General features: G+C 69.4%; 13 protein-coding genes. All 13 read left to right on the top strand.

The window, feature by feature from the left end:
• The 13 genes from FHS02_RS04050 (at position 1) to FHS02_RS03990 (ending at position 14,445) form a co-directional block, all read left to right on the top strand.
• Positions 1-1,230: an acyl-CoA dehydrogenase family protein gene (locus tag FHS02_RS04050; RefSeq protein WP_137312917.1), complete on the top strand. Its 1,230-nt coding sequence runs from the start codon at positions 1-3 to the stop codon at positions 1,228-1,230.
• 23 nt (positions 1,231-1,253) lie between these two features.
• Positions 1,254-2,357: an LLM class flavin-dependent oxidoreductase gene (locus tag FHS02_RS04045; RefSeq protein ID WP_137312916.1), complete on the top strand. Its 1,104-nt coding sequence runs from the start codon at positions 1,254-1,256 to the stop codon at positions 2,355-2,357.
• 8 nt (positions 2,358-2,365) lie between these two features.
• The gene (locus FHS02_RS04040; protein ID WP_137312915.1) at positions 2,366-3,319 is read left to right on the top strand and encodes an NAD(P)-dependent oxidoreductase; all 954 of its coding nucleotides are present in this window, start codon (positions 2,366-2,368) and stop codon (positions 3,317-3,319) included.
• Between the two features lie 16 nt (positions 3,320-3,335).
• Positions 3,336-4,217: a class II aldolase/adducin family protein gene (locus tag FHS02_RS04035; RefSeq protein WP_137312914.1), complete on the top strand. Its 882-nt coding sequence runs from the start codon at positions 3,336-3,338 to the stop codon at positions 4,215-4,217.
• Positions 4,218-4,229: 12 nt separating this feature from the next.
• Positions 4,230-5,036: an energy transducer TonB gene (locus FHS02_RS04030; RefSeq protein WP_137312913.1), complete on the top strand. Its 807-nt coding sequence runs from the start codon at positions 4,230-4,232 to the stop codon at positions 5,034-5,036.
• A gap of 73 nt (positions 5,037-5,109) precedes the next feature.
• The gene (gene tolQ / locus FHS02_RS04025; RefSeq protein ID WP_137312912.1) at positions 5,110-5,871 is read left to right on the top strand and encodes a protein TolQ; all 762 of its coding nucleotides are present in this window, start codon (positions 5,110-5,112) and stop codon (positions 5,869-5,871) included.
• 2 nt (positions 5,872-5,873) lie between these two features.
• A complete protein-coding gene (gene tolR, locus FHS02_RS04020) occupies positions 5,874-6,314 on the top strand; it encodes a protein TolR (protein WP_137312911.1) in 441 nt (146 codons plus the stop codon).
• 22 nt (positions 6,315-6,336) lie between these two features.
• Complete coding sequence (locus FHS02_RS04015; RefSeq protein ID WP_137312910.1) at positions 6,337-7,341, top strand: ABC transporter substrate-binding protein; 1,005 nt, start codon at positions 6,337-6,339, stop codon at positions 7,339-7,341.
• Positions 7,342-7,380: 39 nt separating this feature from the next.
• Positions 7,381-9,870, top strand: coding sequence for a TonB-dependent receptor plug domain-containing protein (locus FHS02_RS04010; protein WP_137312909.1), 2,490 nt, complete (start codon positions 7,381-7,383; stop codon positions 9,868-9,870).
• Positions 9,860-10,879, top strand: coding sequence for an ABC transporter substrate-binding protein (locus FHS02_RS04005; RefSeq protein WP_137312908.1), 1,020 nt, complete (start codon positions 9,860-9,862; stop codon positions 10,877-10,879). Before FHS02_RS04010 ends, FHS02_RS04005 begins: the two co-directional genes overlap by 11 nt.
• Positions 10,876-12,207, top strand: a complete 1,332-nt coding sequence (locus FHS02_RS04000; RefSeq protein ID WP_137312907.1) for an LLM class flavin-dependent oxidoreductase — start codon at positions 10,876-10,878, stop codon at positions 12,205-12,207. Before FHS02_RS04005 ends, FHS02_RS04000 begins: the two co-directional genes overlap by 4 nt.
• Before the next feature lie 12 nt (positions 12,208-12,219).
• Positions 12,220-12,801 (top strand): cysteine dioxygenase family protein, encoded by a 582-nt coding sequence (locus FHS02_RS03995; RefSeq protein WP_137312906.1) that lies wholly within the window; start codon positions 12,220-12,222, stop codon positions 12,799-12,801.
• A gap of 15 nt (positions 12,802-12,816) precedes the next feature.
• On the top strand, positions 12,817-14,445 hold the full coding sequence (locus FHS02_RS03990) for a rhodanese-related sulfurtransferase (RefSeq protein ID WP_137312905.1): 1,629 nt from the start codon (positions 12,817-12,819) through the stop codon (positions 14,443-14,445).
• Positions 14,446-14,509: the final 64 nt, after the last annotated feature.

Below are 14,509 nucleotides of genomic sequence, written 5' to 3'. Positions count from 1 at the left end.
ATGGCACCTTCCGTCCTTCGCCTGCCGCAAGCCGCGGTACCGCAACATGACCTCGACAGCCCCGAATTCGCGGCGCTGCTGGCGCAACTGAGCGATGAATTCGCCGGCACCGCGGCCCGCCACGACCGCGACGGCACGTTCCCGCACGCGAACTTCGCGCGGCTGCACGAACTGGGCCTGATTGGGCTGACCGTGCCCCGCGCGCTTGGCGGTGCCGGCGCGACGCTGGCGCAAACGGCCCGCGTGATCGCCGCGGTGGCACGCGGCGAGCCATCCACCGCGCTGGTGCTGGCGATGACCTACCTGCACCACGCTTCGCCGAAGCACGCGAAGCGCTGGCCGCGCCACCTGCTGGAACGGGTGGCCCAGGACACCCTGGCCAACGGTGCACTGGTCAACGCGCTGCGGGTGGAGCCGGAACTGGGTACGCCGGCCCGCGGCGGGCTGCCCGGCACTGTTGCCCGCCGCACCGCCGAGGGCTGGCGCATCAGCGGCCGCAAGATCTACTCGACCGGCATGCCGCGCCTGACGTGGCTGGCCGTCTGGGCCCGCAGCGACGACGCCGCGCCGCTGGTGGGCAGCTGGCTGGTGCACCGCGACACGCCCGGCATCCGCGTGATCGAGAACTGGGACCACCTGGGCATGCGCGCCACCGGCAGCCACGAGGTGGTGTTCGACGACGTGCTGGTGCCGCTGGAGCACGCCGTGGACGTGGCGCCTGCCGGCAGCGCGCCCGACCTGGATCCGGCGCTGCTGCTGTGGATGTCCGTCCTGCTGTCGGCGCTGTACGACGCGGTGGCGCGCAATGCCCGCGACTGGCTGGCACGGTGGCTGCTGGACCGGGTGCCCGCCAACCTCGGCGCACCGCTGGCCAGCCTACCGCGCTTCCAGGAAGCGCTGGGCCAGGTCGATACGTGGCTGTTCTCGAACCGCGTGCTGATCGACGCGGCCGCCGGCGGCCGCATCGAGGCTGCCGATGCCTTCCGCGTCAAATACCTCGTCACCAACCAGGCCATCGCGGTGGTCGAGAAGGCAGTGGAACTGGCCGGCAACCCGGCGCTCGCGCGCGGCAATCCGCTGGAGCGCCATTACCGCGACGTGCTGTGCAGCCGCATCCACACGCCGCAGAACGACACCATCCTGGCGGGCGCCGGCAAGGCCGCATTCGCCGCACTGAATCCCGCGCCGGTGGCCGCACCGATCCCGGCGCCATCTTCCACCTCACCGTAGTCATTCACCTTCAAGGAAACATCATGAGCATCGAATTCATCGGCTTTTCCGCCACCCAGGAAGTGACCGAGACCATCCTGGCCAGCGGCCCCGTCGTCGACAAGGCCTATCTGGGCGCCGTGGCCCGCGCCCATGAGTACGCCGGCTTCGACCGTGTGCTGGTGGCCCACAGCAGCGGTTCCGTGGATGGCTTCCAGGTAGCTTCCTACATCGCCCACGAAACGGAAAAGCTGGGCATCCTGCTGGCGCACCGGCCCGGCTTCGTGGCGCCCACCCTGGCGGCGCGCCAGCTGGCCACCCTCGATCACTTCTCCGATGGCCGCGTGGCCGTGCACATCATCAGCGGCGGCGACGATACCGAGCAGCAGCGCGACGGCGATTTCCTCACCCATGACGAGCGTTACGCGCGCAGCGACGAGTTCCTCGACGTGGTGCGTAAAACCTGGACTTCCGACGGCGCGTGGACACACGAGGGCAAGCATTACCGCCACGTCGGCCAGAATGCCGGCGTGCGGCCGGTACGCGGCCAGCACCTGCCGATCTATTTCGGCGGCTCGTCGGATGCGGCGATCGAGGTGGCCGCGAAGCACGCCGACGTGTACGCGCTGTGGGGCGAATCGCTGGCCCAGGTTGCCGAGACGATCGGCAAGGTGCGCGCCGCCGCCGCGCGCCATGGCCGGGCCGACAAGATCCGCTTCAGCCTGTCGCTGCGGCCCGTGCTGGCCGGGACCGAGGAAGCGGCATGGGCCAGGGCGGATGCGATCGTGGCCCGTGCGAGCGAACAGATCCAGCACAACAAGTTCTACAACTCGCGGCCGAAGCAGCCGGCCAATGCCGGCTCGCAGCGGCTGCTGGAAACGGCGGCGCAGGGCAAGGTCGTCGACGAACGCCTGTGGACCGGCATCGCCGCGCTGACCAACGCCGCCGGCAATTCCACCGGGCTGGTGGGTACCCCCGAACAGGTGCGCGACGCGCTGCTGAAATACTGGGAGCTGGGCGTGACGACCTTCCTGATCCGCGGCTTCGATCCGATCCAGGATGCGCTGCAGTACGGCCGCGAGCTGATTCCGCTGGTGCGCGAAGCCGTGGCGGCGCGCGAAGCGGAACAAGGCCGGCTGGCGGCATAAGGAAAGCCATGAGCGAGCGTTCCAGTGAATTGATCATCGCCAGCCAGTTCGCCCCGGCTGTCAATGCCCTGCTGTCGGAGCGTGCCGGCCTGGCCGTGCGCGACGTGCCGCCCGGCCCGCTGCACGAGCTGCCGGAGGCGGACGTGCTGTTCGCGCTGCCGGCACCGCGCGGGCAGTCGCTGAAGGAAGCGCCGCCGCCGCCCAACTGGGCGTCGGTGCGCTGGGTGCAGCTGGCATCGGTCGGCATCGACTACTACCCGGACTGGCTGTTCGACGGACCGGTGGTGACGTCGGCGCGCGGCACCGCGTCGGTCGCCATCGCCGAATACGTGCTGGCAGCGGTCTTCAGCGCCGCCAAGCGGATCCCCGACATCTGGCTGTCGCAGGCCGCCGACTGGCGCCGCATCGAACTGACGGTGGTGCAGGGCACCACGCTGGGCCTGTACGGCTTCGGCTCGATCGGCGAGGAAGTGGCCCGCCGCGCCGTGGCGCTGGGTTTGCGCGTGCTGGCGCTGCGACGTTCGGACGCGCAGCCCGGCGTACCCGGCGTGGAAGCGGTGCGCTCGATCGAGGAACTGCTGGAACGGTCGGACCACGTGGTGCTGGCCGCGCCGTCCACGCCGGCCACGCGGCATGCGATCAATGCCGCCACGCTGGCGCATGCGAAACCTGGGCTTCACCTGATCAATATCGCGCGCGGCAACCTGGTCGATCACGCGGCATTGCACGCCGCGCTGGATCAGGGGCGCGTCGCACTGGCCACGCTGGACGTGACGGAACCGGAGCCGCTGCCGGCCGGGCACCCGTTCTACGGCCACCCGAAAGTACGGCTGTCGCCGCACATCTCGCCCAGTTCCGACCGCATCGTGCCGGCGCTGATCGAGAAATTCCTGTCGAACCTGGACCGCTTCCGCAGCGGCCACCCGCTGGCCGACGTCGTCGATACGTCGCGCGGCTACTGACTACAAGGACAACCACATGAGCAGTCCCGCACCCCTTCATTCCGCGCCGCTGTCGCGGCCGCACCTGCGCCAGGTCGGACGGACCGGCAATCCGGCGTATCCGCGGCCTGCCATCTACGACGCCCCGCGCGACGCGGAAGGCCGGATCGTCTTCGCCGTGCCGCCGCCGCAGCCGACCGTCGAAGCGGAACGCCGCCACCGCAAGGAGCGGCTGGCCGTGTCGTTCCGGCTGTTTGCCCGCTACGGCTTCGACATGGGCGGCGCCGGTCACATCACCGCGCGCGATCCGGAATTCCCCGACCACTTCTGGGTCAACCCGGCCGGCGTGTACTTCGGCCACGTGCGGGTCTCCGACCTGCTGCTGGTCAGCCATGACGGCAGGGTGGTGGAAGGCGACGGCCTGCTGAACCGCGCCGCGTTCGCGATCCACTCGGAACTGCACAAGGCCCGGCCCGACGTGATCGCCGCCGCCCATTCGCACGGGCTGTGGGGCAAGGCGTTCGCCGCCCAGGGCCGGCTGCTGGACCCGCTGACGCAGGACTCCTGCGCCTTTTACCAGGACCATGCGATCTTCGCCGACTTCTCCGGCGTCGTGCTCGACGCCAGCGAAGGCCAGCGCATTGCCGAAACGCTGGGGCCGCGCAAGGCGGTGATCCTGCAGAACCACGGCCTGCTGACCGTCGGCCAGACAGTGGAATCGGCGGTGTGGCGCTACATCGCGTTCGAGAACGCGGCGCAGGCGCAACTGCTTTCCGAGGCGGCCGGCAACACGAAACCGATCCCCCACGACGTGGCGCTGCACACCGCCGGCCAGATGGGCTCGGAGGCCGGCGGCTGGTTCAGCTTCCAGCCGCTGTGGGACGTCATCACGCGCGAAGAGCCCGACCTGTTCGACTGAAAGGAGAAAGCCATGTCCACTGCCACGTTATCGCTGCAGGAAAACGCCAGGGTGCCGCGGCCAGTGCCGCCCCCATTGACGGGCGGCGCGCTGGCCGGGGTGTCGGCCGGCACGGACGGCGGATGGCTGCGCGGGCGCGGCGTGGCCGGTTCCGCGGCCGTGCACGGCGCAGTGCTGCTGGCCGTGCTGGCGCTGTCCGGCGGCCCGGCCGATACGCCGGCCCCCGCGCCGGTGGTGGAACTGATCCGGCTGCAGCCCGAGGTGCTGAAGCCGCCACCGCCGCCACCGGAACCAGAACGGGAGCCCGAGCAGCCGAAGCAGCTGACGGCGGCACGGCCGGTACCCGCGCCGGTGCCGGTACCGAAAACGGTGGCCGTGGCGGCCGAGGCTGCGGAGACCTATACGCCGCCGCCGGCACCGCAGCAAGCGGCATCGATCGGCCCCGTCGCGCCGCCGGCGCCGTCGCCGGTGGCCCAGGCGCCTGCAACGCCCGAGCCACCGCCCCCGGCCGCGCCGAAGCAGATCGCTACCGAGGGCATTCCCACCGACTACGTCAACCAGGTGTATGCGCGCATCAACGGCAGCACCGAGTATCCGCGCGAAGCGAAAATGCGCCGCCAGCAGGGCAAGGTGGGCTACCGGCTCACGCTGAGCCCCCAGGGTGCACTGCTCGGCGTGGAGATCCAGACCTCCGGCAACGACGTGCTCGACGAGGCGGCACGGGAAGCGATCGGGCGCGCCGCGCCATTCCCGAAACTGCCGGACCTGGGCGGCAGCAGCTACCTGCTGGCCGGGAATATCTTCTTCAGGATCAACTGAACAAAGCTCGACCACATCCACATCAACCACATTCAGATCAACCACATCACGCTCATCCGAACAGGAATCCACCATGCAAATTTCAACCCACCTCGGCCCGCTGGAACTGTTCCAGCAGGCCGACATCATCGTCAAGTCCATTATCGTGCTGCTTGCCGTGGCTTCCATCGCCAGCTGGGCCGTCATCGTCGACAAGTTGCTGCGCTTCGCCAGCCTGCGCCGGCACGCCGGCAACTGGAGCGCCGCGCTGGCCGGGCAGCGCTCGCTGGGGCGCCTCGCCAACGAGCTGCGCCAGCATCCGCAGGACCCGTTCGCACGCATCTATCACGCCATCGCCGACGAATGGCATGCCAGCCACCACCAGCACCTGCAAGCGACGCCGGCCGGCAAGGACAGCCTGAAGGAGCGCATCAACCGCGTCGCCCAGATCGCCACCAGCGGCGAAGTCGAAGGGTTGCAGAAGGGCTTGCAGGTACTGGCCACGATCGGTTCCGTTGCGCCGTTCGTCGGGCTGTTCGGCACCGTGTGGGGCATCATGAACGCGTTCCAGGGCATCGCCGCCAGCAACAACACCAGCCTCGCGGTGGTGGCGCCCGGCATCGCCGAAGCGCTGTTCGCCACCGCGCTGGGACTGGTCGCGGCAATCCCGGCGGTGATCGCGTACAACCGCATCTCGGGCGACCTGAATCACTATGCCGGCCGCCTCGCCACGCTGGCCGGCCTCGTCGAAGTGCAGCTGTCGCGCCAGCTGGAGTCGGGCGAGCCGCTGCCGGAGCTGCCGGAACCGGCCTCCCGCGCCGACCGCGGCGTGGCCCTGGCCGCGCAGGGAGCGTGAGCATGGGCGCCAAGCTGCACTCCGGGCCGGTCCATCGCGTGGGCCCCGTCAGCGACATCAACGTGACGCCGCTGGTGGACGTGATGCTGGTGCTGCTGATCATCTTCATGGTGGCCGCGCCGATGATGGCGGCCGGCGTGAAGGTCGACCTGCCGACCTCGAACGCCAGGCCGCTCGAGGAACCGAAGGCGCCGATCGTCGTCAGCATCGACGCGGCCGGCACGGTCTACGTCAACCAGACGGCCGTCGATGGCGGCGATTCCGCGAACCCTGGCAATCTGGTCGAGCTGGTCGCCAGGGAAGCGGGCGGCGACAAGGAACGGCGCGTGCACCTGCGCGGCGACCAGACGCTGGCCTACGGCAGCATCGTCAGGACGATGGGCGCGCTGAACGATGCGGGGTACGCCCGCATCGCGCTGGTCTCCGAACCTCCCCAACCATAACTTTTCCCTGCGGAGCAAGACCATGGATTCGATGGATTCGAAGGATGGCGCACGCCGTGCGTTGCTGAAAGCCGGGGCGGGCGCGGGGCTTGCCGCGCTGGCCGGGCCGCTTGCCGGGTCGCTGGCCCGGGCCGCACCGCCGCTGCGCGACACCGTGTTGCGGGTCGGTTCCTACAAGGGTGGCGACACGTATTACTTCAATGACGCGGGCGTCGGCCAGCTGCCATACCGCACGGATGTGGCGGAATTCTCGGCGGGCAACCTGATCGTCGAGGCACTGGCGGCCGGCTCGCTCGATTTCGGCGGCATGAGCGAGATCCCGCCGATCTTCGCGCTGGCCGGCAATGCGCCGATGAAGGTGATCGCCGTGCTGAAGGGCGACGTCAACAACCAGGTGGTGCTGGTGCCGAAGGACTCGAAGCTGTCGGACGCCGCCCAGTTCAAGGGCAGGCGCATCGGCTTCGCGCGCTCGACCACGTCGCACTATTTCCTGCTGCGGCTGTTGCAGGAACGGGGCCTGGCGTTCAAGGACATCACCCCCGTACCGCTGTCGCCGCAGGATGGGCTGGCCGCGTTCCGCAGCGGGCAGCTCGATGCCTGGGTGATCTACGGGCTGGTGGTGGAACTGGCCAAGCAGGGCGGCGCGCGGGTATTCCGCACGGCCGACGGCTACCTGTCCGGCAATTACGTGCTGAGCGCGGCCACCAAGGCCATCGCCGACCCCGTCAAGCACGCGGCGATCGGCGATTACCTGGGCCGCGTGGCCAGGGTCTACGACTGGATGAACCGCAATCCTGAAAAATGGGCCGCCCGGAGCGGGCAGATCGCCGGCGTGTCGCCGCAGCTGTTCCTGGCGCAGACCAGGAACCGCAGCCAGCCCTACAAGCTGGTGCAGGTGAACGACGCGGCGATCCGCTCGCAGCAGCAGGTGGCGGACACGTTCGCCGGGGCCGGCCTGCTGGAACGGCGCCTCGACGTCACCCCCGTGTGGGACCGCAGTTTCAGCCGGTACCTCGCGGCGGCGTGATCATTCAAACCAAAAAAAACACAGAACAGGAAACTACGCATGTATCGAACCAACAAGAAGACCGCCCTGCATCTGGCCCTGCTTGCCGCGGGGCTGGCCGGCGGCGGCGTGGCCGGGGCCCAGAACCTCGGGCAGGTCCAGGATGTGGTGGTGACGACCGGCACGCGCGGCGAAGCACGCACCGTGGCGGACAGCCCGGCGCCGATCGACGTGATCAGCGGCGAACAGCTGATCCACACGGGCCGCGCCGAGCTGGCCGAGGCGCTGGCACGGCTGCTGCCGTCGTTCAATTTCGGCACCAACCAGGCCGGCGTCAATTCCGTGGTGCGCCCCGTCAGCAACCGGGGGCTGGGGCCGGCCTACACACTGGTGCTCGTCAACGGCAAGCGGCGCCACAACGGCGCGCTGCTGACCAATGGCGGCGGCGACACCAGCGGCGTCAACGCGATCGACCTGGACACGATCCCGCTGTCGGTCATCGACCACGTCGAGGTGCTGAAGGACAGCGCCGCCGCCCAGTACGGTTCCGACGCGGTGGCCGGCGTCGTCAACGTGATCCTCAAATCGGCCAGCCACGGCGGGCAGGTGCAGGTCGGCTACGGCGAGCTGGAACACGGCAATGGCGACACGCGCAACCGCAAGATCGAGGGCAATGCCGGCTTCCGGCTGGGCGAATCAGGCTTCCTGCACATCGGCGCCGCGGCGCGCAAGCGCGGCCAGAGCTGGGACAACTTCCCGGCAACGAACCTGGTGGCGTACTCTCCTGCGTCGAACCCGAAGAACGCCACGTGGAACCGCGACGGCGCGCACAACGGCGATCCCGGCATCGAGGCCTACGACGTGGGTTTCAACGCCGAGCTGCCCTACAACGCCGCGGTGGTCCTGTATGCGTTCGGTACCGCCGGCACCCGCAACACGGTGGCCGGCAACAATTTCCGCCGGCCGAACGGCCTGGCGACGATCGGCCAGCTGTTCCCGGACGGGTACTTCGCCCTCAACAACATGAGCGCCTACGATTACCAGCTGAACGTGGGCGCGCGCGGCCGCACGGCCGGCTGGAACTGGGACCTGTCGAGCGGCTATGGCCGCAACCATGCGCGCCAGTACAGCAACCTGACGATCAATCCTTCGCTGGGCCCGGCGTCGCCGACGCACTTCGACAACCTGGCCACCTACCGCTTCGAGCAGTGGACCAACAACCTCGACGTGACGCGCCAGGTCGGCATCGGCCAGGCCAGGCCGCTGCAGTGGTCGTGGGGCGTCGAGCACCGCGTGGAACGCTTCTCCACGTTCGCCGGCGATCCGCTGGGCTACATCAACGGCGGCTACATCTTCCGGCCGGGCGACCAGGAAGGCGATCCGAACGTCGGCAAGCCCGCGGCGGTGGGCGCGCAGGCCGGCGTGGCGCTGGCGCCGGGCGACGCCACGCGGGTGCGCCGCACCGTGCTGGCCGCGTACAACGACCTGGGCTTCCAGCCGACCAGCGAATGGTTCATCGGCGGCGCGGTGCGCTTCGAGCACTACGACGACAGCGCCGGCAATACCGTCAGCGGCAAGATCAACACGCGCTACGACTTCACGCCGCAGGTGGCGCTGCGCGCCACCGCGGGATCGGGATTCCGGGCGCCATCGCTGACACAGGTCGGCTATTCGCAGACCGATAACCGCACCAACATCAACCCGGTGACGGGCGTGGTGGCGCCGAGCCTGTCGAAACTGCTGCGCAACGACTCGGCCCTGGCGCGCGCGTTCGGCGCACGCGACCTGGAGCCGGAGGAGTCGATCAACTTCGGGCTCGGCCTCGTATTCAAACCTGCCGACAGCGTCAATGTCACGGTCGACGCCTACCAGGTGAAGGTAAAGGACCGGATCGTGCGTAGCGGCTACATGTTCGGTCCGGCCTTCACACCGACGCTGCTGGCGGCGGGCCTTACCGGCAGCGAGTGGGTGCAGTACTTCGCCAACGCTGTCGATACCCGCACGCGCGGCGTCGACGTGGTGGCCGACGCGACGGCCGACTACGGCCGCCTGGGCGTGGTGCGCTGGGGCGCGGCGCTGAACTGGAACAAGACCACGCTGGCCGGCATCGCTGCGACGCCTGCCGCGATCACCGCGCTGGGCGCCAATCCGGGCGGCAGTTCCGTCTGGTTCGGCTATTCGGCCGGCGGCGGCATCGGCGACCTGACCGCCTCACCGCGCACGAAGCTGATCCTGTCGGCACGCTGGTTCGCCGGGCCGTTTGAAACCAGCCTGCAGGGCACGCGCTACGACTCGTTCACGTGGCAGACCACGGCCAACCGCGCGCAGGATTATCACTTCGGCGCGAAGTGGCTGACGGACCTCGATGTCAGCTACGCGCTGACGAAAAAAACCCGGCTGGTGCTGGGCGCCGCGAACCTGTTCGACGTGCGTCCGGACCGGAACGGTCCCGGCGACGCCAATACCGGCTCCAGCGGTTTTACGTATGGCCCGTCGCCGTTCGCGCCGTCGGGCGTGTATTACTACGCCAAGGCCAGCCATGACTTTTAAACTCCAGCGCCGCCGCGTGCTCGCCATGCTGCCGGCCGCCGCGCTGGCCGCGTGCAGTCCGCGCGAGGCGGCCAAGCCCGCTGCCGGTGGTTCCGCGACCGATCCCGTGTCCGATGCGTCCCGCGTGACGGTGGTGCTGGGCGACCAGGTCAACCTGCTGAGGACCAAGGCCGAAGCGGCCAATGTCCTGCAGGGCACGCCGTACGACATCCGGTGGGCCAGCTTCCAGGGCGCCGCGCCGCTGTTCGAGGCGGTGGTGTCGGGCGACGTCGACACGGCGATGGCCGCCGATACCCCGGCGCTGGCCGCCGCCGCCGGCGGCGCGCGCGTAAAAGTGGTCGCGGCCAGCGTGTCGTCGCCGACGCTGGTGGCGATCCTGGTGCCGCCGAACTCCCCGATCAGGTCGGTCGCCGACCTGAAGGGACGGCAGGTCGTGGTGTCGTCGGCACGCGGCAGCGTCGCCCATTACCTGCTGTTCGGCGCGCTGCGCGAAGTGGGTCTCAAACCCGACGACGTCACCACCGGCTTCATGCTGCCCAGCGACGCGGCGGTGGCATTTGCCGGCGGCCAGATCGAGGCGTGGGCCACATTCGGCGTGTACCAGGCGGCGGCCGAGCTGCGCGGCGCCCGGGTGCTGCGCGACGGCGTCGGCATCAACTCCGGCATCGGCGTGATCGCCGCCTCCGATGCGGCGCTGGCCGATCCGGGCAAGCGTGCCGCGCTGGCCGACGTGCTGCAGCGCCTGGCCCGCTCGAACACGTGGGCGAACGCCCATCCGGAAGAGTATGGCCAGGTATTCCAGAAGATCACCGGGTTGCCGCCCGAGGTGGTGCGCCGCGTGGTCGGCCGGGAAAAGCCGCAACTGCGGCCGGTCGACGCGTCCATCGTCGCCCAGCTGCAGCAGGTGGCCGACACGTTCTATGCCGCAAAGCTGTTTCCCCGCCGGGTCGACGCCGCCGCACTGGTCGATCCGACGCTGTTCAATCCCCACCAAGGAGGTAAAGCATGAGCCGTCGTCAATTGAAACTGGGCTTCATCCTGCATGGCGTGGGCCCCGGCTGGGGCGACTGGCGCCACCCCGACGCCAATCCGGGCGCCAGCACCGACATCGATTTCTACCTGCGCCAGGCGAAAGTGGCCGAGGCGGCGAAGTTCGACTTCCTGTTCGTGGCCGACAGCGTGCACATCACGGAAAAGTCCAGCCCCCATTACCTGAACCGCTTCGAGCCGCTGACGATCCTGTCTGCGCTGGCCACGCACACGACCCATATTGGCCTGGTCGGCACGCTGACTGTCAGCTACAGCGAGCCGTACACGGTGGCCCGGCAATTCGCCTCGCTCGATCACATCAGCCGCGGCCGGGCCGGGTGGAACGTGGTCACGTCGTGGCTGTCGGGCAGTGCGGAAAACTATGGCAAGCCGGTGCACCCGCCGCACGAGGTGCGCTACCGGATCGCCGCCGAGCACCTGCGGACGGTGCAGGGACTGTGGGATTCGTACGAGGACGACGCGCTGGTGCACGACAAGGCCAGCGGCCGCTTCATCGACCCGGCCAAGCTGCATGCGCTGCACCACAAGGGCGAATTCTTTTCGGTGCGCGGCCCCCTGAACATCGCCCGCTCGCCGCAGGGCCAGCCGGTGATCTTCCAGGCCGGCGCCTCGGAGGAGGGCCGCAATTTCGCCGCGCGGCATGCCGAAGCGATTTTCACGGAAGGCGCGTCGTTCGAGAGCGCGAAGGCATACTACGACGACATCAAGGCCCGTGCCGCCGGTTTCGGCCGCGATCCGTCCCGCCTTGCGGTATTGCCGGCGTTGCGCGCCATTGTCGGCCGCACGGAAGAAGAGGCCGGACGCCTGTACGGCGAAGCGGTCGGCCTGATCCGCGTCGAGGATGCGCTGGTGGCGCTGGCACGGGCCTTCAATGAGCACGACCTGTCGCAGTACCCGCTGGACGGCCCGTTTCCGGACATCGCCGCCTACGGCGCGCAGAGCAACCGCAGCACGTCGGAGCGGATCGTCGCCGCGGCGCGCGCGGACAACCTGACGCTGCGGCAGGCGGCATTGCGTTTCGCCAGCCCGCGCCGCGAATTCGTCGGCACCGGCACGCAGGTGGCCGATGCGATCGGGCGCTGGTTCGCCGGCGGCGCGGCGGACGGTTTCATCTTCTTCGAGACGCTGCCCCGGCAACTGGATGCCTTTGCGGCCGAGGTGGTGCCCGTCCTGCGGGAACGCGGCCTGTTCCGGCGCGAGTACGAACACGCGACCCTGCGCGGCAACCTGGGCCTGGACGTGCCGGAGAACCGCAACACGGCGGCGCGCCGGCAGCAGGCGGCCTGACGGGAGGATGCGATGACGACCCAGGACCTGGCGACACCCACCTTGCCCGCGCCGCTGCGCGATTTCATCGCCGGCTTCGACGTGCTGCTGGAAAGCGGCGCCGATGAAGCGGCCATCGTGGCGAAGGGCGGTGCGCTGCTGCGCGAGCTGCTGCGCACCGACGGCTGGCTGTCGCCGCAAGCGGCGCAGCCCGACCCGCAGTACTACCGGCAGTATCTGCTGTACCTCGACCCCGAGGCACGTTTTTCCGTTGTCAGCTTTGTGTGGGGGCCGGGGCAGTCGACACCGATCCACGACCACACAGTCTGGGGGCTCGTCGGGCTTCTGCGCGGCGCCGAAGTGTCCCAGGCATGGCGCCGGCTGGACGACGGCACGCTGGTGCCGGACGGCCCGCCCGAACGGCTGGAGACCGGCAAGGTGACGGCGGTATCGCCGTCGCTGGGCGACATCCACCAGGTTTCCAATGCATACGATGACCGGGTGTCCATCGGCATCCACGTTTATGGCGCCGATATCGGCGCCGTGGACCGCTCGGTGTACACGAGGGAAGGCGGCCGCAAGCCTTTCCGCTCCGGCTATGCCAACGCGGCTTGACCATTGAAGGGCACCATGAGCAATCCATTGCAAGAACTGCAGAAAAACGGCGCGGGTGGCTTCCCGTCGCGCACATACGCCGACGTTCGCCAGGCACTGCTGGCCGGCCACGAAGTCGCGCTGCTCGATGTCCGCGAAGAGGACCCGCACGCGCAGGAGCATCCGCTGTTCGCGGCCAATTTCCCGTACGGCCGCATCGAACTGGAAGCATTCACCAAGCTGCCGCGGCGCGACGTGCCGGTGGTACTGCTCGACGGGGGGGAAGGGCTGGCGGCCGCGTCGGCGGCTCGCCTGCGCGGACTGGGTTATACGAACGTGGCGCTGCTGGAGGGCGGCGTTGCCGGCTGGCGCGCCGCCGGCGGCGAGCTGTTCCGCGATGTGAATGTGCCGAGCAAGGCGTTCGGCGAACTGGTGGAAGCGCAGCGGCACACGCCGTCGCTGTCGGCCCAGGAAGTGCAGGCGCTGATCGACAGCCGCGCCGATATCGTCATCCTCGATGCGCGCCGCTACGACGAATACCAGACCATGAGCATCCCCGGCAGCATCAGCGTGCCGGGCGGCGAGCTGGCGCTGCGGGCGCGCGAACTGGCACCCGATCCCGCCACGCGCGTGATCGTCAACTGCGCCGGGCGCACGCGCAGCATCATCGGCACCCAGTCGCTGGTCAATGCCGGCCTGCCGAATCCGGTGGCGGCACTGCGCAACGGCACGATCGGCTGGACGCTGGCCGGGCAGCAGCTGGAACACGGGCAGGCGCGCCGGCACCCACCCGTCACCGAGGAGAACCGGGCGAAGGCAGCGGCCGGCGCCCGCGCGCTGGCCGACCGCGCCGGCGTGGGGCGGCTCGGCGCCGGCGGCCTCGCGCGGCTGCGCGCCGACAGCGGGCGCACCACGTATTACTTCGACATCCGCACGCCGGAGGAGTACGCGGACGGCAGCCTGCCGGGCTTCCGTTCGGCACCGGGCGGCCAGCTGGTGCAGGAAACCGAACAGTTCGCGCCGGTGCGGGGCGCCCGTTTCGTGCTGGCCGACAGCGACGGCGTGCGCGCCAACCTCACGGCATCGTGGCTGCGGCAGCTGAACAACGAGGTACATGTGGTCGACGCCCTGGTGCCGGCCGATTTCGGCGCGGCGCCGGCGTGGCAGGCCGACGTACCGGCGCCGCCGGCCACGCCGGAAGTGGATACCGCCACGCTGGCGCGCTGGCTCGACGAAGATCGCGGGGCAACCGTGGTGCTGGATTTCACCAGCGGCGTCAACTACGTCAAGCGGCATATCCCGGGAGCGTACTTTGCGCTGCGCTCGCAGTTGCGGCAGGCGCTCGCTTCGGTGCCGGCGGCGGCGCAACGACTCGTGCTGACCTGCGGCAGCAGCCAGCTGGCGCGCTACGTGGCCGGCGACCTTCGCGGCCTGACGGCGCTGCCGGTGTTCGTGCTGTCGGGCGGTACCAGCGCGTGGATTGCCGCCGGCCTGCCGGTCGAGGAGGGCGCCACGCGACTGGCGTCGCCGCTGATCGACCGTTACCGCCGGCCGTACGAAGGCACCGACAACCGGCAGGAAGCGATGCAGGCTTACCTGGACTGGGAGTTCGGACTGGTGGACCAGCTGGAGCGCGACGGTACGCACGGCTTCCGCGTGTTGTAAGGCGTACTTGCCACGGCAGAGACTTCGGCGTTACCATGAAGTCAATATCAGGACGCCTGATATT

This window comes from Pseudoduganella umbonata (assembly GCF_014192225.1).
GTDB lineage: Bacteria > Pseudomonadota > Gammaproteobacteria > Burkholderiales > Burkholderiaceae_D > Rugamonas > Rugamonas umbonata.
The sequence above is the reverse complement of the archived record's forward strand: the minus strand, read 5'-3'. Positions and strand labels throughout refer to the sequence as shown.

Excerpts from the sequence above, each read along its gene's own strand:
- FHS02_RS04050 (WP_137312917.1), top strand. The coding sequence starts at position 1 with ATGGCACCTTCCGTCCTTCGCCTGCCGCAAGCCGCGGTACCGCAACAT.
- FHS02_RS04045 (WP_137312916.1), top strand. The coding sequence starts at position 1,254 with ATGAGCATCGAATTCATCGGCTTTTCCGCCACCCAGGAAGTGACCGAG.
- FHS02_RS04040 (WP_137312915.1), top strand. The coding sequence starts at position 2,366 with ATGAGCGAGCGTTCCAGTGAATTGATCATCGCCAGCCAGTTCGCCCCG.
- FHS02_RS04035 (WP_137312914.1), top strand. The coding sequence starts at position 3,336 with ATGAGCAGTCCCGCACCCCTTCATTCCGCGCCGCTGTCGCGGCCGCAC.
- FHS02_RS04030 (WP_137312913.1), top strand. The coding sequence starts at position 4,230 with ATGTCCACTGCCACGTTATCGCTGCAGGAAAACGCCAGGGTGCCGCGG.
- tolQ (WP_137312912.1), top strand. The coding sequence starts at position 5,110 with ATGCAAATTTCAACCCACCTCGGCCCGCTGGAACTGTTCCAGCAGGCC.
- tolR (WP_137312911.1), top strand. The coding sequence starts at position 5,874 with ATGGGCGCCAAGCTGCACTCCGGGCCGGTCCATCGCGTGGGCCCCGTC.
- FHS02_RS04015 (WP_137312910.1), top strand. The coding sequence starts at position 6,337 with ATGGATTCGATGGATTCGAAGGATGGCGCACGCCGTGCGTTGCTGAAA.
- FHS02_RS04010 (WP_137312909.1), top strand. The coding sequence starts at position 7,381 with ATGTATCGAACCAACAAGAAGACCGCCCTGCATCTGGCCCTGCTTGCC.
- FHS02_RS04005 (WP_137312908.1), top strand. The coding sequence starts at position 9,860 with ATGACTTTTAAACTCCAGCGCCGCCGCGTGCTCGCCATGCTGCCGGCC.
- FHS02_RS04000 (WP_137312907.1), top strand. The coding sequence starts at position 10,876 with ATGAGCCGTCGTCAATTGAAACTGGGCTTCATCCTGCATGGCGTGGGC.
- FHS02_RS03995 (WP_137312906.1), top strand. The coding sequence starts at position 12,220 with ATGACGACCCAGGACCTGGCGACACCCACCTTGCCCGCGCCGCTGCGC.
- FHS02_RS03990 (WP_137312905.1), top strand. The coding sequence starts at position 12,817 with ATGAGCAATCCATTGCAAGAACTGCAGAAAAACGGCGCGGGTGGCTTC.